Below are 19,086 nucleotides of genomic sequence, written 5' to 3' on the forward strand. Positions count from 1 at the left end.
AGGAAACGGCTCCGGAGGTTAGCACTCCAATCAGATTGCGCGAGCCAGCAGGTACAGCACCCACACCCCACGTAACGACCACAACACTGTGCGCAGCCAGTTGGAGGAGACCAGCCGGCGGTGCGCTTCCGGGTCGAAGCCGCCCCGGAGCGCGTCGTGCCGGGGCACCTGGAGGAGGAAGGTGGACGCCCAGATGGCAAGGACGGCCCCCAGCCCGGCCCACGCCATCCACGCGGGCACACCGGGCGGCAGGGGGCCGAAGACGAGCCACACGGCGGTCGCCAGCTCGACGAGCATGGGGCCACCCACCACCCAGGTGATTCGCCGGGCGTGCTCTACGGCATAGGTAGGGAAGCTGGCGGCTCCCACCCGGGCGAAGAGCGGATAGTGCACGACCTGGATGACGGCGATGACGCCCACCATGAAGAGGGTGGACGCCGCGTGTACGAGCCACAGCAGCCTGTCCATGCCCGCCTCCTCTCCACGGCACCCGGCCTCGCAGCGTGGGCTTCGCGACGGAACGGTGCAAGTTCCCCCGTGCGGAAGCGTCGTGAAGGCCGGGCGAGCGACCAGGGCAGGCGACAGGAGCAGGACGCGGGTGGGCTCCTACACGTAGACTGCCGCCATCTTGGAGCTGGAGCAGAACCCCTACTGGGTGGGCCGCTACCGACTGTCCGCGCGCATCGCGACAGGCGGCATGGCGGAGGTGTATCTCGGAAGGCGCATCGACGCGGACGGGACGCGCGGGCCGGCGGTGGCGGTGAAGCGGCTGATGCCGCACCTGGCCTCGGACCGGCGCGTCGTGCAGATGTTCCTCAACGAGGCGCGCATCACCGCGCAGGTGCGCCACCCCAACGTCGTCACGATTCTGGAGCTGGGGATGGAGGGCACCGAGCCCTTCATCGCCATGGAGCTGCTGGAGGGGCGCTCCTTCGCGGAGCTGCGCCAGGAGGCCGCGGAGCACGGCCAGCGCGTGCCGCTGGGAATCACGTTGCGCGTGCTGGTGGATGCGTGCCGCGGGCTGGACGCCGCGCACCGCGCCGTGGACGAGGCGGGCCGGCCGCTGCGCATCGTCCACCGCGACTTCACGCCGGACAACATCCACGTGGGCGTCAATGGCGCGGTGAAGGTCATCGACTTCGGCATCGCCAAGGCGGACGCGCTCGGCAGCGGCACCGAGCCCGGCGTGCTGAAGGGGAAGTTCTTCTACATGTCGCCGGAGATGATTGCCGGCAGGCAGGTGGACCACCGCGCGGACCTGTTCGCCGCGGGCGTCATGCTCTACGAGCAGCTCTGCGGCCGGCGCCCCTTCACGGGCCTGACGGCGGAGGAGGTGCTGGGACGCATCGCGGAAGGGCGCCCGAAGCCGCCCACCGCCTTCGACCCGTCCGTGCCCGCGGCGCTGGAGCTGGTGTGCCTCACCGCGCTGGCGAGGGACCCGGCCGCGCGCTTCGACAGCCTCGAGTCCTTCATCGACGCGATGGAGGCCATCGGCGGCGCGGCGGAGGTGGCCACGCACGAGCAGCTCGCCGCGTACGTGGACACCCTCTTCCCGCCCGACAGCGACTCGAAGCGGCAGACCCTGCGCCGGGCGCGGCTCGCGGACCCGTCGCATGGGGGCACGCCTCCGGCCCACGTCCGCCAGGGAGGCGCGGAGACCGCACCGGAGCCCGCGCGCGGCCACGAGGACGGCGGGACGGGCACCTCCGGAGCGCCTGGTGCACGGGGGTGGTCGGGTGAGATGCCGCAGCAGGGCACGCCGGGCCTGAATGCCGCCGCGAGCCCGCGCTCCCTGTCGCAGCCGGGCACCGCCGCATCGCTTCCCTCGCGGGCGGGCACGCCCGGCACGAATGCCGTCGCGACCTCCAGCGTGCAGACTGCGGGGGCGTCGGGTGCGGCGCCCGACTCCCAGGTGACGGAGGGCGCCTCCACCGGCCGGAAGCCCTCACGGCTCGGCGCCATCCTCGCGGCGGTGCTGGTGCTGGGCGCGCTTGGCGGCGGCGCGGCGTGGTACCGCATGCGCCCGACAGTGCCTCCCGCCGAGCGGCTGGCGAAGGCCGAGGCCGCGCCCACTCCCGACGCGAAGGTGTCCGCGCTGGAGGGGCTGGGCGCCGACGCGCGCGCGACGTCCGCGGAGCTGGCCCGGGCCGGCGCCCTGCTGATGGCGGCGGGCGCCCATGCGAAGGCGCTGGAGCTTGCGGAGGCCTACACCTCCCGCTTCCCGAAGGACGTGGAGGCGCACCTGCTCGAAGCGCGCGCCGCCACGGAGCTGCTCCTGGGCAAGCGGGCCGAGCGCGCCCTCGACAATGCCACCGCGCTGGCGCCCAAGGACCTCCGGCCCCTGCTGGCGCTGGCGGAGCTGCGCGAGCGACAGGGCGACGTGCCGGGCGCGCTGGCCGCGCTGGCGAAGGCGTACGCGCTGAAGCCGCGCTCCGCCGAGGTGACGCCGCGCTATGGGCGCCTGCTCTCCCAGAGCGGACGGCTGGACGAGGCCGCCACCGTGCTGGCCGCGTGGACGCGCGAGAATGACGACGACGCGCGGTGCCTCGCGGAGCTGGGCTTCGTGCGCTTCCGCCAGCAGCGCGTGGACGAGGCCGCCAGCCTTCTCAAGCGCGCGCTCCGCAAGGACGCGCGGCTGTCCGTGGCGCACTACTACCTGGGCGCCGTCCTCTTCCGTCAGGGGGACACCTCGGGCGCCGAGCGCGCCTACCAGGAGGCGGACAAGCTCGCCCCGGAGGACCCGCGCGCCCTCACCGCCCGCTGCCAGCTCCACGCCCACACGGGCAACGCGGCCGCGGTGGACGAGGTGAAGCGCGCACTGGCGAAGCGCTTCCCGGACCGCGCGAGTGTCCTCGCGACGGAGTGCTCGACGGGGAAGTGAAGCCAGGGTCCGGCAGGCGCGCTACCTTCCCCGCCATGCACCCCTTCCGCCTCACGCCCGCGCTCACCGCCCTGCTCGTCGGCGCCGCCGCGTGCTCCTCGTCCACCGAGGCGCTCCGGAACGGCTCACCCGGCGTGGGCCCCTCCGCGGAGCCACCCGTCCCGGAGCGCACCGCCTGCACCGGCTTCACCGTGGGGCCCGGCACCTACGACTGGGCGGTGAAGCACGAGGGCCGCACGCGCACCTACCGCGTCCACGTCCCGCCCGGCTACGACGCCGCCCGCCCCACGCCCACCGTGCTCGCCTTCCACGGCTTCGGCTCCAACGAGCGTAACATGGAGGCCCTGACGGGCCTGTCCACGCTGGCCGACACGGAGGGCTTCCTCGCCGTGTACCCACGCGCGCTCAGCCCGGCGGAAATCCGCGGCACCGGCACCCAGGACTCGCCCCGGAGCTGGAACGGCGGCGGGTGCTGCGCCCCGGCCCGGGGCGTCGTGGACGACGTGGGCTTCGTGGACGCGCTGCTGGCGGACCTGGACACGCGCCTGTGCGTGGACACCCGCCGCACCTACGCCATGGGCTTCTCCAACGGCGGCTACTTCACCTACCGGCTGGCCTGCGAGCGCGCCAGCCGCTTCGCCGCCGTCGCCCCCGTGTCCGGTCCGGAGAATGTCAGCTCCTGCACGCCGTCGCGCCCAGTACCTGTGCTGCACTTCCACGGCACCGCCGACGACCTCATCCGCTACGCGGGCGGCGACAACCTCGGCCGCTACGGGGAGGTCTACCCCGGCGCCGAGGAGACGGTGCGGCGCTGGGCGAAGCGCAACGGCTGCGGCGATACCGCCGTGCAGACGTACCAGCAGGGAGACAGCACCTGCACCACGTACACCGGGTGCACACCTTCGAGCGCCACCGCCTCGCTGTGCACCGTGCAGGGAGGCAGGCACGCGTGGCCGGGATACCCCAACTTCAACAACGGCACGCTGAACCTGGACGCCACGCGTGAGGCGTGGCGCTTCTTCAAGGAGAGAGCCCGTCCATGAGCGCCCGCGCCCTCATCATCAACGCCGACGACCTGGGTTATGACCCGGCCGTCACCCGAGGCATCCTCCGCTCCATGCGCGAGGGCGTCGTCTCCTCGGCCACCTTCATGGTGAACACCCCCTTCTCCGAGAGTGCCGCGCGCGAGGCCCGGGGGCTGTCCATCGGCCTGCACCTCAACCTCGCCCGGGGCACGCCCGTGTGGAGCGGCTTCCCCCGCGCGCTGCTCGGCGAGGACGGCGGCTTCGTGGAGGCCCGCGCCGCCACCCTGCCCCCGGACGTGGTGGAGGCGGAGGTCTTCGCGCAGCTCGCCCGGCTCACGGGGCTGCTCGGCCGGCCCGCCACCCACGTGGACGTGCACAAGCACCTGCACCGCCACCCGCACGTGCTGGAGGGTCTGGCCCGCGCCGCCCGCGCGGCCGGAGTGCCTGTGCGCTCCATCGACGCGGGCATGCGGCGCGCGCTGGAGTCCCATGGCGTGGCCACCAACGCGCACTTCATCGGTGACGCGGGCACGGACGCGTACTGGACGCTGGAGCGCTTCGAGCAGCACCTGGCCTCGCTGCCCGCGGACGGCGTCATCGAGCTGATGTGCCACCCGGGTTACCGGCCGGAGACGCTGAAGAGCGGCTACGCCGCCCAGCGCGAGGTGGAGCTGGAGACGTTCCTCCACCCGCGGGCCCGCGAGGTGCTGGCGAAGGCCGGCGTCGTCCCGGCGGACTTCCGCGTCCTCACACCCGGGGGCTGAGCCCCGCGAGCGGCGCCTCGGGCGCGGCCAGCTCCGTGGGCCGGCGCCGCTCCACCGACAGCACGTTGCGCACCCGCGCCACCAGCTCGTCGGGGAGGTACGGCCGGGTGCACAGCGAGGTGTTCTCCTGCGCCCACCAGGGCCGCTCGTCGCCGGCCAGCAGGATGGGCACGGGCCGTGCGCGGGGCAGCGTGGCGAAGGTCTCCAGGAAGACGCCCGCCTGCCCGTGCGTGGCGCTGGTGGACAGGACGATGAGGTCCACCGGCAGGTGCGTGGCCCGGCGCAGGGCCTCCGCGCCGTCGCGCGCGGTGAGCACCTCGAAGCCCTCCGCCAGCAGCACGCGCTCCGCCACCGACTCCTGCGCGCGGTCCTCGTCCAGGAGCAGCACCCGGCGCGGCAGCCGCTTCACCTCGTGCGAGGCCATGCTCGGCAGGCTCATCGTGAAGGTGCTGCCGTGGCCCTCCGAGCTGGCCAGGGAGAGCGAGCCCCGGTGCAGCTTGGCGATGGAGTGGCTGATGAACAGGCCCAGCCCCAGCCCGCCGAAGTTGCGGTGCGACACGTTGCGCGCCCGGTAGAAGCGCTGGAACACCTGCGACTGGTCCGCGCCAGGGATTCCGATGCCGTGGTCCTTCACGTGGATGCGCGCCTCGCCGTGCAGCTTCTCCACCGTGACGGAGATGGGCTCGCCCGCGGGGCTGTACTTGTGCGCGTTCTCCAGCAGGTTGACGAGCACCTGCTCCAGCCTGTCCCGGTCTCCCTGCACCCAGACGCGCTCGCGCGGCACCTCGACGGTGAAGGGCCGCTCGAAGGCGGCGCGGAAGTGGTCCACCACCTCCGCCACCAGCTGCCCCACCTCCAGCGCGGCCAGGTTGAGCGCCAGCTTTCCCGCATCCAGCCGCGACGCGTCCAAGAGGTCATCCACCAGCCCCGCCAGCCGGTCCACCTGGCGCTTGGACTTGAGCACCGAGGCCAGCTCCACCGGCTGCCCCGCGGAGATGCGCCGCTCCATGGTGTACAGGCCCAGCTTCAGCGGGGTGAGCGGCGTCTTCAGCTCGTGGCTGGCGATGGACATGAACTCCTCGCGCACCTGGAGCGCCGCCTTCGCCTCGCGCAACAGGCGCGCGTTCTCCACCGCCACCGCGAGCTGGTTGGCCGCCGCGCTCCACAGCTCCAATTCGCGCACGGAGAAGGACGTCCCCTGCTCCTTGTAGAGCAGGAGCAGGCCCACCGTGCGGCGCGGCGCGCACAGCGGCACCGCGGCGAAGATGGAGCCCATGGCATCCCCGTAGCCGCGCTGGATGCCGAGCTGCGGCTGGCGCGAGGCCAGCGCCTGCCGGAACGGGTCCTCCTCCACGTCGAAGGTGTCCTCCGGCGAGTCCGAGCCCGCCAGGTCCGACACCGCGGCCCGGCGCAGCTCCTTGCCCTCCTCGCAGAGGAAGACCTCGGCGCGCCGCACCTGGGCGCAGCGCACCAGCGCCACCACGGCCGCCGCGCAGACGCTGTCCACCTCGAAGGTCTCCCCCACCGCGCGGGCAATCTCCTGCACCGCCTGGGAGAAGGCCCCCTCGTCGTCCACACCGGAGGGCTCGACGACCAGCCAGGCGCCCGGCTTCTCGCCCGCCTTCGCGGGCCGCACCTGCACGCGCACCTGCCGGAGCGCGCGGGTGATGACGTGGCCGGTGTGGGCCCGGCCCTCGCGGATGGCGCGCTCCACCGCGTCCAGGCTGCGACCGCGCTCGAGCGCATCCAGCAGGTCGCCGCCCGCGCGCAATTCCACGCCCGTCTTGTGGGCAAAGCCGTCCTCGCACCACTGGACGCGCAGGTCCGGCCCGACGCGTATCAGTGCGAGCGGGAGGCACGAAAAAGCATCTTCGACGTCGGAAGGAAGCGGCATGTGCTCAGGGCGGGGGGAGAGACCCACTGGGGATTATGAGCGCCTCTCCGGGCTGGCAACCGACCCTCCCCCCGGATTCCCCGCTGGTGGACGCCGGGCACGTTGGGGGGCCGACAGATGCCCCCAGGGGCAGGCGGCAAGCCGACATCCACGCGACGGATGACACTCGGCGTCGGTGTGGTAGACGACATCGCCATGCCCTCGCAGCCGACCAAGGACATCCAGACCTTCCCCAACCCCGCAGCCGATCGCGACTACGAGATTGCCTTCGACTGTCCGGAGTTCACCTGCCTGTGCCCCCTGACGGGCCAGCCGGACTTCGCCCGCTTCAAAATCACGTACGTGCCCGACCAGCTCTGCGTGGAGCTCAAGAGCCTCAAGCTCTACATGTGGGCGTACCGCAACGAGGGGGCCTTCCACGAGAAGGTCACCAACACCATCGCGGACGACATCATCAAGGCCATCCAGCCGCGCAAGCTCACCGTGGTGGGCGACTTCTTCGTGCGCGGCGGCATCGGCACCATCGTCACCGTCACGCACGAGAAGAAGAAGGGCTGAAAGCCCCGCTCGGGCCTACTCCTGCTCCTGCCGCTGCTGGAGCAGGTCGTCGGCCCGCTTCTGCATGTCCCCCTCGATGCGGTCCGCGGCCTTGCGCGCGTTCTCCAGCCCGCGCGCGGCAGCCGCCTCGGGGTCCGTCCGCGCGGGCCGGTACAGGACGTACCAGACCGCCCCGGCGACGATGCTGATGCCCAACACGAAGGTGACGATGCGTCCCATGGGATGCCTCCTGCCTCTTGTCAGCGGAAGAGCTGCTCTATCAACGGCGCCCACTGGGACTGGCTCAGGTAGAGCCCCGCGCCCGCGGCGGTGATGACGGCGGCGGCGGCGGCCAGCACCCACTTGAGGCCGCCACCCGAGCCGCCGCGAGGCATGTCGAACACCTCCACCGCGGCGTCCAGCTCCTGCGGGCGGAGCAGCTGCTGGGCCTCCGTCTCCGTGAGCTTGTTGCGGTGGCGCAGGAAGGCGACGAGCAGCGCCGCGTGGGAAATCTGCACCTCCTGCGCGAGGAACACGTCCAGCTCGCGCCGCATGGCGGCGGCGTCCGGGAAGCGGTCCTCCGGCTTCACCTCCATGGCGCGCTGGATGATGCGGGACAGCGCCGCGGGCACGTTGGGCGCCACCTTGGAGAGCGGCGTGTACTTGCCGTCGCGAATCTTGGCGAAGACCTCGCCGGCCGTCTTGCCGTGGAAGGGCCGGGCGCCGGAGAGGGCTTCGTAGAGGAGCACGCCGAGCGAGAAGATGTCGGTGCGCCCGTCGAGCGGCGCGCCCGTCACCTGCTCCGGTGACATGTACGAGGGCGTGCCCACGGCCATGCCCTGCTGGGTGAGCGCCTCCATGCCCACGTCCTTGGCGATGCCGAAGTCCATCAGCTTCACCTCACCGGACTTGGTGAGCATGACGTTGGCGGGCTTGAGGTCGCGGTGGATGATGTGGCGGAAGTGCGCGTGGTCCAGCGCGCTGGCGATGCGCGCGGCGATGACGCCGGTGACGTCGGGCGGCAGCGGCCCCTCGCGGATGAGCGTGTGGAGGGTGGGCCCGTCCACCAGCTCCAGAATCATGAAGAGGCTGTCGTTCTTCTCCACCAGGTCGTAGAGCGTGACGATGTTCTGGTGGCGGAAGGCGGCCAGCGCGAGCGACTCGCGGCGGAAGCGCGACAGCGTCTCCTTGTCGCGCTGTCCCCCCGGGAGCAACTCCTTGATGGCGACCTCGCGCTGCAACATCTCATGCAGGCCGCGATACACGACGGCCATGCCGCCGCGACCCAGCTCTCCGAGTACGCGGTAGGCGCCAATCTTCCGATGACGGGTGGCTTTCTCTGCGGGGGGCACGGCGCGGAGGGTAGCGGACCCTACGCGCACCGTCGATGGGCCGTGTGGCCACCCACCGGGCGGGCGGGTCCGGGGGGAGATGACTCCACGGCGGAGTCCGCTACCCTGCGTGCCCCCATGAAGAATCTCCGCTTCCTCGTCCCCGTCCTCGCCCTCTTCACCCTTCAGGGTTGCATCTACCACCGCGGCCTCAAAGAGGCGCAGTCCTCTCCGTCCAAGTCGAAGAAGTCCAAGTCCAGCAGCAAGCAGTGCCACCCGAGCCAGTACTGGGACGGCGACCAGTGCCGTCACAAGGGCAAGGGCCACGGCGCTCGCAAGCACGACGACTGAGCGGGTGACGTGTGGGACGGCCCCGGTGTCACCCGGAGGCCGTCCCGCTTCCGCTCCTGGAGCGGTAGGGTACGGGCGTCCATGCGCACCGAAGCCGCCCTGTCCCCGCTGCCCGTCCCTCCCCTGCCGTCCCCCCGGGAGGAGGATGCGGAGCGCATCACCCTGCTGGATGGCGGGACGGAGGCGTACCCGCGAATGCTGGAGGCCATCGCCTCCGCGAAGAACCGGGTGCACCTGGAGGTGTACACCTTCGAGCGTGAAGGTGTGGGCGCGCGCTTCCTCGACGCGCTGGTGGAGGCGGCGCGGCGGGGTGTGACGGTGAAGGTGGTGGTGGACGGCTGGGGCAGCATCAAGGCCAGCAGCCACCTCACCGAGACGCTGAGGGCCGCGGGCGCGAAGGTGCGCGTGTACAACCCGCTCACCTCGCTGTGTACCGGCCGCTCGTGGCGCAACCACCGCAAGATTCTCCTGGTGGATGACGCGGTGGCGTTCCTGGGTGGCATCAACATCGGGGATGCGTATGCGGCGCACGGTGACGAGCCGGGGTGGGCGGACCTGGCGCTGGAGCTGCGCGGGGACATCTGCCGGCAGCTGGGCGCGAAGCTGCACGCGGGCGCGTCCGCGCTGGTGTCGGGGCCGGTGAGCCTGTTCCTGTCGGGCCTCGGCGGTGGGCACCGGCTGCGCAAGCGCTACCTGTCCGCGATTGATGGGGCGAAGCGCGAGGTGGTGCTGGCGCACGCGTACTTCCTTCCGGACATGGGCTTCGTGCGGGCGCTGAAGCGGGCGGCGCGGCGGGGGGTGAAGGTGTCCCTGCTGCTGGCCGGGCGCAGCGACGTGGTGTTCGCCCGGGCGGCGACGATGCGGCTGTACCGCGACTTCCTGCGCGCGGGCGTGGGCATCTACGAGTGGACGGCGACCACGCTGCACGCGAAGGCGGCGGTGGTGGATGGGGAGAAGCTGCTGGTGGGCAGCTTCAACCTGGACCCGCTGTCGCTCGTGAATCTGGAGACGCTGGTGGAGGTGGAGGAGCCGCGCGTGTCGGCGCAGGCGTCGCTGTGGCTGGAGAAGCACATGGCGGTGTCGCGGCGCGTGTTCCTGGAGGAGTGCGGACGGTCGCCGTTGCAGCAGTGGCTGCTGGATGTGGTGGGGCTGGTGGTGGCGCGATTCGCGGAGCGGTTCGCGAGCTTCATCGGGCGGCGGCGGAGGAGGTAGCAGCGCGCGGTTGCGGGTTCCCCTGATTCTGGTGGGGAGGGTCCGGTTCGTACTCTCCTCTACGCATCCAGCCCAGGTTTGGGGCCATCCGATGAGCGAACATTTTCCAAGGATTCGGCTACGAGCGCAGAGCGGATACATGCTTGTTCGTGAGGGTCTGAGCCTTTGCTTCTTCATGAAGCGCCTGCACTCCGAAGTCGCGCTGTCAGTCGTGCGCTCGCTGGAGATATTCCTTCAAACCCTGGGCTCCTCGGCGCTCGACTCCTACGCGGACGACGAAGGCGAGTGGCAGCAGCTTGACGAAGCCGGCTGGGAACGCACCCGTCGTGAGCTTCTCAATCCGCGCTACGCCAACGTCCACCTGGTTGACTCCGCGAGTGGCGAAGTGCGTTATCGCTTCACCTATAGCGGGCGAGCAATCAATGACCCGTCCATCCACAGCGACCCGGACGAGGTCTGCGCAGTCTCGTATTGGCTGCCTACCGAAATACTCGAGGAACGTGGTCCCTCGTGGGTGCGAGAGTTGATACTGGCGCTGGCCGCCCCCCTGCCCTTTTCCTCTGGAAACGCGGGGCTCGCATTCAACTGCCGGCTGGACCTGGCAGGTGTCGCACACGAGGTCCACAAGTACTGCTTCCGCCATCCCGGGATGGACGTGCTCCATCCGAGCTCGATTTCGACGCGCATTGGCACACGCGTCCAAGGCCCATCCTGGCTGACCTTCCTGGGACAGCCCGTGCTTGGTGAGCTCGGTGGACCCTCGGGCCTGCGCTCCCGGCTCCAAACTCCAGGGACCACCGTGCAGGAGATGGAGGGCGACCGGGCCGTCATCACCCTCGGACTCTGGCCCGAAGCTGGAGACACCGGGCAGGGCAAGGAGTTGCCCGCCTACCGCGAACTGGCCCGTATCCTGGAGCCGTGGACCCTCTGGGGCGAGGGTGCGTACCAGCTTGGCCTGGACCCGGACGAAGCCCGCCGCTGGGAGCGCCGCTTCCTCGACTGAGGCCCTGCTCGCCACACGGCCGTCACACGACGGTTGCGTGCGGTTCCCGCTGCGCCCCCGTGCCGTCGCGCCCTACACTTGGCGGCACGCCATGCCCACTCCTCCCCTCCAGCCCGTCCTCGCCGCCATCGACGTGGGCACCAATGCCGTGCGCCTGGAGCTGGCGCGCCCGGACGCCGACGGCTCGCTCGAGACACTCCACCAGGAGCGAGACCCCATCCGCCCCGGCGAGGGCGTCTTCGCCACCGGCGCCATGCCGGAAGAGACCGCCGAGCGGCTCCTGTCCACGCTGCGCCGCTACGCCGCCCTCTGCCGCCGCCACAAGGCCCACGTGCGCGCCGTCGCCACCAGCGCCCTGCGCGAGGCCCGCAACAGCAGCGACATCGTCCGCCGCGTCCGCGAGGAGGCCGGCCTCACCCTCGAAGTCGTCAGCGGCAAGGAGGAGGCCCGCCTCATCTGCCTCGGCGTCCTCCACCGCAAGCCCCCCGGCACCCGCTCCCTCCTCATCGACATCGGCGGCGGCAGCACCGAGGTCGCCACCGCCGTGGGCGAGAAGCCCGACAACCTCTGGAGCCTCTCGCTCGGCTCCGTGCGCCTCACCGAGGTCTTCGAGGCCTCCGGCACCGTGACGGCCAAGCAGCTGCGCCTCATGCGCAGCTTCGTCTACGAGGCCCTGCGCAAGACGCTCCCCGAGCACCTGCCCAACCTGCCCCGCGTGGCGCTCGGCTCGTCCGGCACCATCAACGCCGTGGTGGCCTTCGCCTCCAGCGAGAGCAGCGGCAACGCCACCGTGCGCCAGCTCACCCAGGCCGTGGACACGCTCGCGGACATGCCCCCCGAGCGCCGGCGCAAGCGCTTCGACCCCAAGCGCGCGGACATCATCGTCTCCGGCGCCGTCATCCTCGAGGCCGTCGCCCGCCACCTGGGCGTGGAGTCCGTCAGCGTCGTCAACCGCGGCCTGCGCGACGGCATCCTCGTGGACCTGCTCTACCGCCAGGACGAGGACCGCGAGGACCACAGCCTCGCCGACGCCGCCATCGCCATGGGCCAGCGCTTCTTCTTCGACGAGAAGCACGCGCGCCAGGTCTCCCGCCTCTCCCTCGCCCTCTTCGACGGGCTCGCCGCCCTCCACCAGCTCCCGCTGTCCGTGCGCCCCTACCTGGAGGTCGCCGCGCTGCTGCACGACGTCGGCCACGCCGTCAGCTACGAGCGCCACCACAAGCACACGTACTACCTCATCCGGAACGCGGACATCCCCGGGCTCGCCGACCGCGAGCGCGAGCTGGTGGCCCGCGTCGCCCGCTACCACCGGCGCAGCCCGCCGGAGCTGGCGCACTCCGGCATGGACGGCCTCAACCCGACCGAGGCCCGCACCGTGCGCAAGCTGGCCACCCTGCTCCGCGTGGCCAACTCGCTGGACTTGAGCCACCACCAGCCCATCAAGGACTTCAAGGTGACCAACGGCAAGGACGGCGTCGCGCTGCACCTGCACACGCGCCAGCCCGTGGACCTGGAGCTGTGGAACGTGGAGCACGAGGTGCTGAACTTCCGCCGCGTCTTCGGCAAGCGGCTGTCGTTCCACGTCCACCACACCGGCGCCCGGTAGCGCCCGCCCGCCCGGCCGCTGTCCGGAAGAGGAGGCGGCGCTCGCTTTGCCCCCACCCCGGGGGATGCCCAGCCTCCAAGGCGCACGGGTCCGCCCTCACGACGGGCCCGTCCGCCTTGTGAACAGGGCCCCACGAGGGGCAGGAGCGCGCGCGATGAAGGCTGTCGTTTTCCATGGGATTGGGGACATCCGGCTCGACGAGGTGGAGGAGCCGAACATCGAGAAGCCGACGGACGCCGTCGTCCGCCTGAGCGCGAGCGCCATCTGCGGCACGGACCTCCACATGATTCGCGGCACCATGCCTGGCATGAAGCCGGGCACCATCCTCGGCCACGAGGGCGTGGGCTACATCGAGTCGCTCGGTGACGACGTGCGCAACTTCAACGTCGGGGACCGGGTCGTCATCTGCTCCACCATCGCCTGCGGCAACTGCGTCTACTGCCGCACCGGCTACCATTCCCAGTGCAACGACGCGAATCCCAACGGGCCCGCCGCGGGCACCGCCTTCTTCGGCGGCCCGGCGATGACGGGCCCCTTCCACGGCATGCAGGCGGAGAAGGTCCGCGTGCCCTTCGCGCACGTGGGCATGGTGAAGGTGCCCGAGGGCGTCACCGACGAGCAGGCCATCCTCGTCTCCGACATCTTCCCCACCGGCTACTTCGGCGCGGAGCTGGCGGAAATCAAGACCGGCGACACCGTGGCGGTGTTCGGCTGCGGGCCGGTGGGCCTGTTCGCCATCGCCAGCGCGAAGCTGATGGGCGCCGGCCGCGTCTTCGCCATCGACTGCCACGAGGACCGCCTGGACCTGGCCCGCTCGCAGGGCGCCGAGGTCATCAACTTCGACCAGGAAGACCCCGTCGAGACGCTCAAGCGCCTCACCAACGGCATCGGCGTGGACCGCGCCATCGACGCGGTGGGCGTGGACTCCATGCATGCCCACCACGGCCCGGCGGAGAAGGCCGCCAAGGCGGAGAAGGCCGAATTCAAGCGCGAGGTGAAGGAGGCCGCCCCCAAGACGAACCCGGATGGTGACAACTGGGTGCCGGGCGATGCCCCCGCGCAGGCGCTGCTGTGGGCGGTGGACGCGCTGGCGAAGGCAGGCACGCTGTCCATCATCGGCGTCTACCCGCAGCAGATGCGCACGTTCCCCATCGGCATGGCGATGAACAAGAACCTCACGCTGAAGATGGGCAACTGCAACCACCGCAAGTACATCCCCAAGCTGCTGGAGCTGGTGCGCACCGGCGTGGTGGACCCCACGTCCATCCTGTCCCACGTGGAGCCCATGGGCAGCGCCATCGACGCGTACCGCAACTTCGATTTGCGCAAGCCGGGCTGGGTGAAGGTGGAGCTGGAGCCGTCGCAGATTCAGTGACGGCGTCCGAGCCTCCGAGCCTCGGGGCCTTCACGCATCCAGCAGGAGGCACGAGTCGCCGAACTCGTGCCCCAGGTAGCCGCTCGCCTCCGCGTGGGCGGCCGCCTCCTTCAAGAGCGGCAGCGGCGCGAAGGACTGGAGCAGCGCATGGTGGCTGCTCCCCGGCTCGTGCACGCCCGTGAGCAGCCCGTGCACCACACGCGGGACGTAGCCCGGGCCCAGCAGCAGGTCCGTCGTGCCCTCGCCCGCCACCAGCTTCCCGCCGTGCTGCGCCGCGCGGCCCTCCAGGGCCCGCACCACGGTGGTGCCCACCGCCACCACGCGTCCGCCCTGAGCCCGGGTGCGCTCCACCGCCTCCACCGTGGCGGCGGGAAGGTCCGAGCGCTCGGGCCGGGGCAGCGCCGCGTCCAGCACGTCGTCCCCCGTGGAGGACAGGCCCGCGGCGTGTGTCAGCGTCGCAAGCTGCACGCCGCGCCGTCGCAGCGCCAGGAGCAGGCTCCCGGTGAGGGGCAGGCCCGCGGATGGAGCCTCCACGGCCCACGGGCGCGCGCCGTACACCGTCTGCACGTGCCACAGCGCCAGCGGCCCGCCGGTGTACGCGTACTGCACCGGACGCCCGCCCCGGTACAGCGCCGCCCACAGCGCCGCGCCCGCTTCCGCGAAGGCCACGCGCAGGAGCCTCGGCGAGGGCGGCAGCACCTCCACCACCCGCGTGTGCAGCCCGCCCGCGACGAAGCGCGTGCCCACCGGCAGCACCGGCGGCGGCGGCCGGTCCTCGGTGCGCTTGCGCCAGTCCCCCGTGCCGAAGAGCACCGCCGTCCAGGTGCCGTCCGGCTCGCGCGACATCAGCCGCAGCTCGATGCGCTCTCCCGCCTCGGTGCGTCCGGCCAGGGAGGCGGGCAGCGTGGCGGCGTCATTGAGCACCAGCAAGTCCCCGGCGCGCAGCAGCGACGGCAGGTCCGCCACGTGCGCGTCGGAGAAGCGGCCCGCGCGGGGCTCCACGTGCAGCAGGCGCCCCGTCTCCGGGCGCTCGTTGGGCCAGCGCGCGGGCTTCATGCGGCCTCCAGCTTCGCCGCCTCCAGGCGGGTGCCCGAGGGCAGCGACTCCGCCCGCTGCTCCACCCACGCGACGAGGCGCGCCGCCACCGACTCCGGCCGGGCGAGCTTCGAGTAGTCCGCGTCCGGCACCGCGTCGCGGTACATCCGCGTGTCCATCTCCCCCGGGTCCACGTTGAGGAAGCCCACGCCGGTGCCCTCCAGCTCCGCGGCCCAGATGCGACCCAGGTGCTCCAGCGCCACCTTCGACACGCTGTACGCGCCCCACCGCGGGTAGGCGGACACCGCCGCGTCCGAGGTGAGGTTCAGCACCAGCCCCTGCCCCCGCACCACCATGCTGCCCGCCACCGCCTTGGTGAGGCGGAAGGGGCCCACCACGTTGACCTCCAGCACGCGCTGCAGGTCCTCGCACGCGGTGTCCAGCAGCAGCGGCAGCGGCGTGGGGCCCAGCGTGCTCGCGTTGTGCACCAACACGTCGATAGGGCCCACCAGCGCCGTGGCCGCGCCCACCAACGGGTGAATCGCCTCCTTGTCCCCCATGTCATATGCGAGCGCGTGGACCTCCAGTCCCTCCACGCGCAGGGCCGCGGCGGCGGCCTCCATCTCTCCGGCGTGGCGCGCCACGCCCACCACCCGGGCGCCCCGGCGGGCGAACGTCGCCATCAGCGCTTGGCCCAGCCCCCGGCTCGCCCCCGTCACCAGTACGGCCTTTCCGACCAGCTTCATGCGTGTGTCCTCCATGCCTGGAGGGATACACGGCTTCCGCCAAAGGATTGGTGCGGCGGCCAATGCCTTGGCAGATTGCCAATCCATGAACGACGAGAACCTGCCGGACAGGCTGGCACGCAACATCCGGACCCTCCGCGAGACGCGGGGGGCCACGCAGGCGCAGCTCGCGAAGCTGGCGGGCGTGCCCCGGGCCACCTGGGCGAACCTCGAGTCCGGGGCCGCCAACCCCACGCTGGCCGTGCTGCACCGGGTCGCGGGCGCGTTGCAGGTGTCCCTGGAGGAGCTCATCGCGAAGCCGCGGGCGAGCGCCCGGCACTACCCTCGCGCCAGCCTCCCCGTCCGCATGCGCGGCGCGGGCATGCTGCGCAAGCTGCTGCCCGACCCGCTGCCCGGCATGGAGTTCGACCGGATGGAGCTGCCGCCCCAGGTGCGCATCACCGGCGTGCCCCACACCCCCGGCACCCGCGAGTACCTCGCCTGTGAGGCCGGCGAATTGCTGCTCATCGCCAGCGGCGAGCGCTTCCACCTCCAGCCCGGCGACGTCGTCGTCTTCCGGGGCGACCAGAAGCACTCCTACGAGAACCCGGGGACGAAGACGGCCGTGGGCTACTCCGTCGTCCTGCTGGCGCCGGCGGTGTGAGCCGGGCGGCTCAGCCCGCGTCGCGCCCGTAGTACCAGGCAGTGAGGGCGAGGCGCGGGGCGAAGGCGGGCAGCACCTCGTGCTCGATGCGCTCGCTCAGGAACACCACCAGCCTGTCCAGCGACGGCTCCACGTCCACGGGCGCGGAGTCCTCCGGGTACAGCCGCAGCACGCCGCCGTGTGCCGGCGTCCAGCCCGCGTTGGCGTACCAGATGGCCGTGGCCCGCCGGTTGGACTGGCCGGGGAACGCGTCGCGGTGACGCGCGTAGTGGGCCCCTCCGCCCGGGTAGCAGGCGAGCTGCAAGTCGAAGCGCCCGAGCCCCAGGTACGCGCCGGAGGACAGGGCCTCGCCCAGCTGTCGGAAGGACTCCCACAACACGCCGAGCGGTGTGCCCGGCTCCGGCAGCACCCAGTCGATGAGGTCTCCGCGCACGGCCGTGTCGCGCGTGCGGTCCGCGCCGCGCCGGATGGCCGCGGGCCGCAGGCCGCCGGAGTCCACCCGGCCCAGGGCCTCGTCCCGCGCCGCGTGCGCTTGCGCCTCGCCCAGGAACGCGGGCCGGATGAAATATCCGCGCGTACCCAGCGCTTCGACCTCCTCGTCCGTCAGCTCCACCCGGCTTCCTCCACGCGACACGTCGCTCCCGTGCGCACACCGTGCCCCAGACGCCCCCTCCAGGGAAGGAGGTACACTGCCCCCATGGCGCACCTCTCGCGAGTCCTCACCGTCCTCCTGGGTGCCACGCTCGGCGCGCTGGGCGCCTGGCTGCTCCTCCGCCCGCCGCCCACCTCCCTGCCGGACACGCCGTCCGTCGTGCAGCAGATGCGCGACGTGGCCCGGCTGGAGACGCTGGACGTCTCCCTCTACAAGAAGGTGTCCTTCACTCCCCAGCCCGAGGCCACCGACGCGCTGTGGAAGGACGTGCTGAGCTGGGCCGCCTACACGCTGCGCAATCAGCATGGCCGCGCCATCGTCTTCGCGGATGCGCGGCTGGGCTTCGACTTCCAGCGCTTCGACTCGTCCCACCTCCAGGTGGCCGGCACCCGCGTCTACGTGGTGCTGCCGCCGCTGGAGGTGAAGGTGGAGCTGCGCCCCGGGGAGACGGAGGTCATCGACTCCAACCTGGACAGCGCGCAGACGGCGCAGTTGTTGGAGAAGGCGCGCGTGGCCTTCGAGCAGGAGGTGCGCGCCGATTCACGCCTGCGCCAGCGCGCCCGGGACTCCGCGGAGCGCTCCCTGCGCGCGCTGCTGCTCACGCTGGGCTACCGCGAGGTGCTCTTCGTACAGAATCTGCCCACGGCCACCGCGGGCTGACCTTCACTCGGCGGAGAGCCCCGCGGCGGTGAGGGTGAAGACGCCGGGAATCCCATCCGGCGACGGCACCAGCCGCTCCAGCGCTTCGCGCGCGGCGGCGTCCGACTCGCGGCAGACGAGGGCCAGCTCCCGTCGGCCCAGCGACACCCGCAGCGGTTCCTCGCCCGTCTCCTGGGCCAGCCGCTCCCGCTGCGACGCGGTGAGCAGGCGCGCCCCGTCGTGCCCGTCTCCCGCGGCCACGGCCCACAGTCCGGAGAAGGCCTCGGCGAGCCGCACCTCCCCCTGGTCGATGAGGACGGGCCGCACCGGCGCGGGGCTCGCCTCCAGGTTGCGCCAGGCCGCCGCGTCCACCGCCCCGGCCGTGAGCCCCACCGGGGCCAGCGCGGACTCCGGCAGGTAGCGCACGAAGTCGGTGTCCTCCAGCACGTAGAAGACCTCCAGGCCCGCGGGGCCCGGCCGGTGCAGCGCGCCCACCGCCCGCGCGGCGAAGTCCGCCGACCGGAACACCGGCCGCAGCCGGGACTCCAGCGCGGCGCCCTCCGCGCTCAGGCCCGAGGAGAGGCCTCCCAGCCGCGCCGCCAGCGCGTCCACGTGCGCGGTGAGCCCCTCCGTGCCCGGAGACTCACTCCAGGCCGCGTACAGCGAGCCCACGTCCACGCGCCCCACGCCCCCCGAGGCGAGCTTCACCAGCAGGTCCCTGCCCTGACGCCGGAAGGCCACCCGGGCCCGGCCCAGCGCGGCGGCCAGGGCCGTGGTGAACTCCGGGCGCAGCACCTGCTCCTGGGGCGCGGGCGAAGGCGGCAGGTCGGCGGCCTCCAGCTCCTCCTTCAGCAGTCGGGCCTCGGCGTCGAAGGGGTCTCTTGCGAGCGCATCCTTTATATACGCGCGGGCCTTGTCGGCCTCACCGCGCCGCAGCCCGAGCACCGCGAGCACCTTGAGGACTTCGGGGTCGTCCGGCTCCTGCGCCTGGACGTCGCGCAGCAGCGCCTCCGCGTCGCCGTGGCGCTCCAGGCCCAGCAGCGCCCGGGCGAGCCCCAGTCGCACCGGCACGTCCCGGGGGAAGTCGCGCCGCAGGGACTCCAGGAGCGGCAGGGCCTCGCGCTCGGCGCCGGCGTTGATGAGCGCATGGGCCACCGCGAGCCTCAGCGTCGGGCCGGGCGTGCGCCGGGCCTCCGCGCGCAGCAGGTCCAGCTCCGTGTCACTGAGAAGCTCGCCCGCCTCCACCTTCCGGCGGACGCGCTCCAGGTCTTGTGGGGCGCTCACCCGCGCGACTCTAAGCCAGCCGGAGCACGTCCTGTCAGGGGTCATCCCCCCAAGTCGGGACTCAGGCTGCGGCGTGGCTCCCGCTGATTGCGGTGAGCCCCTGGGCGA

The 19,086-nt window shown here is 72.1% G+C and carries 19 protein-coding genes; 11 read left to right on the forward strand and 8 right to left on the reverse strand.

The window, feature by feature from the left end; all coding sequences use genetic code 11:
- Positions 1-30: 30 nt before the first annotated feature.
- Positions 31-468, reverse strand: a complete 438-nt coding sequence (locus ACX9TP_RS40410; RefSeq protein ID WP_482976012.1) for a hypothetical protein — start codon at positions 466-468, stop codon at positions 31-33.
- A gap of 229 nt (positions 469-697) precedes the next feature.
- On the opposite strand from ACX9TP_RS40410, the gene ACX9TP_RS40415 reads away from it, so the two are divergent.
- The 3 genes from ACX9TP_RS40415 to ACX9TP_RS40425 are packed head-to-tail and all read left to right on the forward strand — an operon-like array spanning position 698 to position 4,670.
- Positions 698-2,881, forward strand: a complete 2,184-nt coding sequence (locus ACX9TP_RS40415; RefSeq protein ID WP_482982295.1) for a protein kinase domain-containing protein — start codon at positions 698-700, stop codon at positions 2,879-2,881.
- Positions 2,882-2,916: 35 nt separating this feature from the next.
- Positions 2,917-3,924, forward strand: coding sequence for an extracellular catalytic domain type 1 short-chain-length polyhydroxyalkanoate depolymerase (locus ACX9TP_RS40420; protein ID WP_482976013.1), 1,008 nt, complete (start codon positions 2,917-2,919; stop codon positions 3,922-3,924).
- Positions 3,921-4,670 carry a carbohydrate deacetylase gene (locus ACX9TP_RS40425; protein WP_482976014.1) on the forward strand — a complete coding sequence of 250 codons (750 nt, stop codon included), beginning with the start codon at positions 3,921-3,923 and terminating at the stop codon, positions 4,668-4,670. Before ACX9TP_RS40420 ends, ACX9TP_RS40425 begins: the two co-directional genes overlap by 4 nt.
- On the opposite strand, the gene ACX9TP_RS40430 is transcribed toward ACX9TP_RS40425, so the two are convergent.
- A complete protein-coding gene (locus tag ACX9TP_RS40430) occupies positions 4,654-6,564 on the reverse strand; it encodes an ATP-binding response regulator (protein ID WP_482976015.1) in 1,911 nt (636 codons plus the stop codon). The genes ACX9TP_RS40425 and ACX9TP_RS40430 overlap by 17 nt on opposite strands.
- A gap of 195 nt (positions 6,565-6,759) precedes the next feature.
- Here ACX9TP_RS40430 and queF point away from each other — a divergent pair, with 195 nt between their 5' ends.
- Positions 6,760-7,122 carry a preQ(1) synthase gene (queF, locus tag ACX9TP_RS40435; RefSeq protein ID WP_163999736.1) on the forward strand — a complete coding sequence of 121 codons (363 nt, stop codon included), beginning with the start codon at positions 6,760-6,762 and terminating at the stop codon, positions 7,120-7,122.
- 15 nt (positions 7,123-7,137) lie between these two features.
- Here queF and ACX9TP_RS40440 read toward each other — a convergent pair whose 3' ends face one another.
- Entirely contained in the window at positions 7,138-7,341 is a 204-nt protein-coding gene (locus ACX9TP_RS40440) for a hypothetical protein (protein ID WP_482976016.1), read from the reverse strand.
- A gap of 20 nt (positions 7,342-7,361) precedes the next feature.
- A complete protein-coding gene (locus tag ACX9TP_RS40445) occupies positions 7,362-8,375 on the reverse strand; it encodes a serine/threonine-protein kinase (protein ID WP_482976017.1) in 1,014 nt (337 codons plus the stop codon).
- A 195-nt stretch (positions 8,376-8,570) separates the two neighbouring features.
- Here ACX9TP_RS40445 and ACX9TP_RS40450 point away from each other — a divergent pair, with 195 nt between their 5' ends.
- The 5 genes from ACX9TP_RS40450 (at position 8,571) to ACX9TP_RS40470 (ending at position 13,979) form a co-directional block, all read left to right on the forward strand.
- Positions 8,571-8,783 (forward strand): hypothetical protein, encoded by a 213-nt coding sequence (locus ACX9TP_RS40450; RefSeq protein ID WP_482976018.1) that lies wholly within the window; start codon positions 8,571-8,573, stop codon positions 8,781-8,783.
- An 81-nt stretch (positions 8,784-8,864) separates the two neighbouring features.
- Positions 8,865-9,995, forward strand: coding sequence for a phospholipase D-like domain-containing protein (locus ACX9TP_RS40455; protein ID WP_482976019.1), 1,131 nt, complete (start codon positions 8,865-8,867; stop codon positions 9,993-9,995).
- 139 nt (positions 9,996-10,134) lie between these two features.
- On the forward strand, positions 10,135-10,998 hold the full coding sequence (locus ACX9TP_RS40460; RefSeq protein WP_482976020.1) for a DUF3396 domain-containing protein: 864 nt from the start codon (positions 10,135-10,137) through the stop codon (positions 10,996-10,998).
- Positions 10,999-11,089: 91 nt separating this feature from the next.
- Positions 11,090-12,604, forward strand: a complete 1,515-nt coding sequence (locus tag ACX9TP_RS40465; protein WP_482976021.1) for a Ppx/GppA phosphatase family protein — start codon at positions 11,090-11,092, stop codon at positions 12,602-12,604.
- A gap of 154 nt (positions 12,605-12,758) precedes the next feature.
- Positions 12,759-13,979 (forward strand): zinc-dependent alcohol dehydrogenase, encoded by a 1,221-nt coding sequence (locus ACX9TP_RS40470; RefSeq protein WP_482976022.1) that lies wholly within the window; start codon positions 12,759-12,761, stop codon positions 13,977-13,979.
- 30 nt (positions 13,980-14,009) lie between these two features.
- Here ACX9TP_RS40470 and ACX9TP_RS40475 read toward each other — a convergent pair whose 3' ends face one another.
- Together ACX9TP_RS40475 and ACX9TP_RS40480 are read right to left on the reverse strand one after the other, a co-directional pair.
- A complete protein-coding gene (locus tag ACX9TP_RS40475) occupies positions 14,010-15,035 on the reverse strand; it encodes an S-adenosylmethionine:tRNA ribosyltransferase-isomerase (RefSeq protein ID WP_482976023.1) in 1,026 nt (341 codons plus the stop codon).
- The gene (locus ACX9TP_RS40480; protein ID WP_482976024.1) at positions 15,032-15,760 is read right to left on the reverse strand and encodes an SDR family NAD(P)-dependent oxidoreductase; all 729 of its coding nucleotides are present in this window, start codon (positions 15,758-15,760) and stop codon (positions 15,032-15,034) included. Before ACX9TP_RS40480 ends, ACX9TP_RS40475 begins: the two co-directional genes overlap by 4 nt.
- 85 nt (positions 15,761-15,845) lie before the next feature.
- On the opposite strand from ACX9TP_RS40480, the gene ACX9TP_RS40485 reads away from it, so the two are divergent.
- Positions 15,846-16,403 (forward strand): helix-turn-helix domain-containing protein, encoded by a 558-nt coding sequence (locus ACX9TP_RS40485; protein ID WP_482976025.1) that lies wholly within the window; start codon positions 15,846-15,848, stop codon positions 16,401-16,403.
- Between the two features lie 10 nt (positions 16,404-16,413).
- Here the strand turns inward: ACX9TP_RS40485 and ACX9TP_RS40490 are convergent, their stop codons facing one another.
- The gene (locus ACX9TP_RS40490) at positions 16,414-17,037 is read right to left on the reverse strand and encodes a 2OG-Fe(II) oxygenase (RefSeq protein ID WP_482976026.1); all 624 of its coding nucleotides are present in this window, start codon (positions 17,035-17,037) and stop codon (positions 16,414-16,416) included.
- Positions 17,038-17,100: 63 nt separating this feature from the next.
- Here ACX9TP_RS40490 and ACX9TP_RS40495 point away from each other — a divergent pair, with 63 nt between their 5' ends.
- Entirely contained in the window at positions 17,101-17,715 is a 615-nt protein-coding gene (locus ACX9TP_RS40495; RefSeq protein ID WP_482976027.1) for a DUF4230 domain-containing protein, read from the forward strand.
- Positions 17,716-17,718: 3 nt separating this feature from the next.
- On the opposite strand, the gene ACX9TP_RS40500 is transcribed toward ACX9TP_RS40495, so the two are convergent.
- Complete coding sequence (locus tag ACX9TP_RS40500) at positions 17,719-19,023, reverse strand: tetratricopeptide repeat protein (protein WP_482976028.1); 1,305 nt, start codon at positions 19,021-19,023, stop codon at positions 17,719-17,721.
- Between the last annotated feature and the right edge of the window lie 63 nt (positions 19,024-19,086).

The organism is Pyxidicoccus sp. M15, assembly GCF_056858435.1.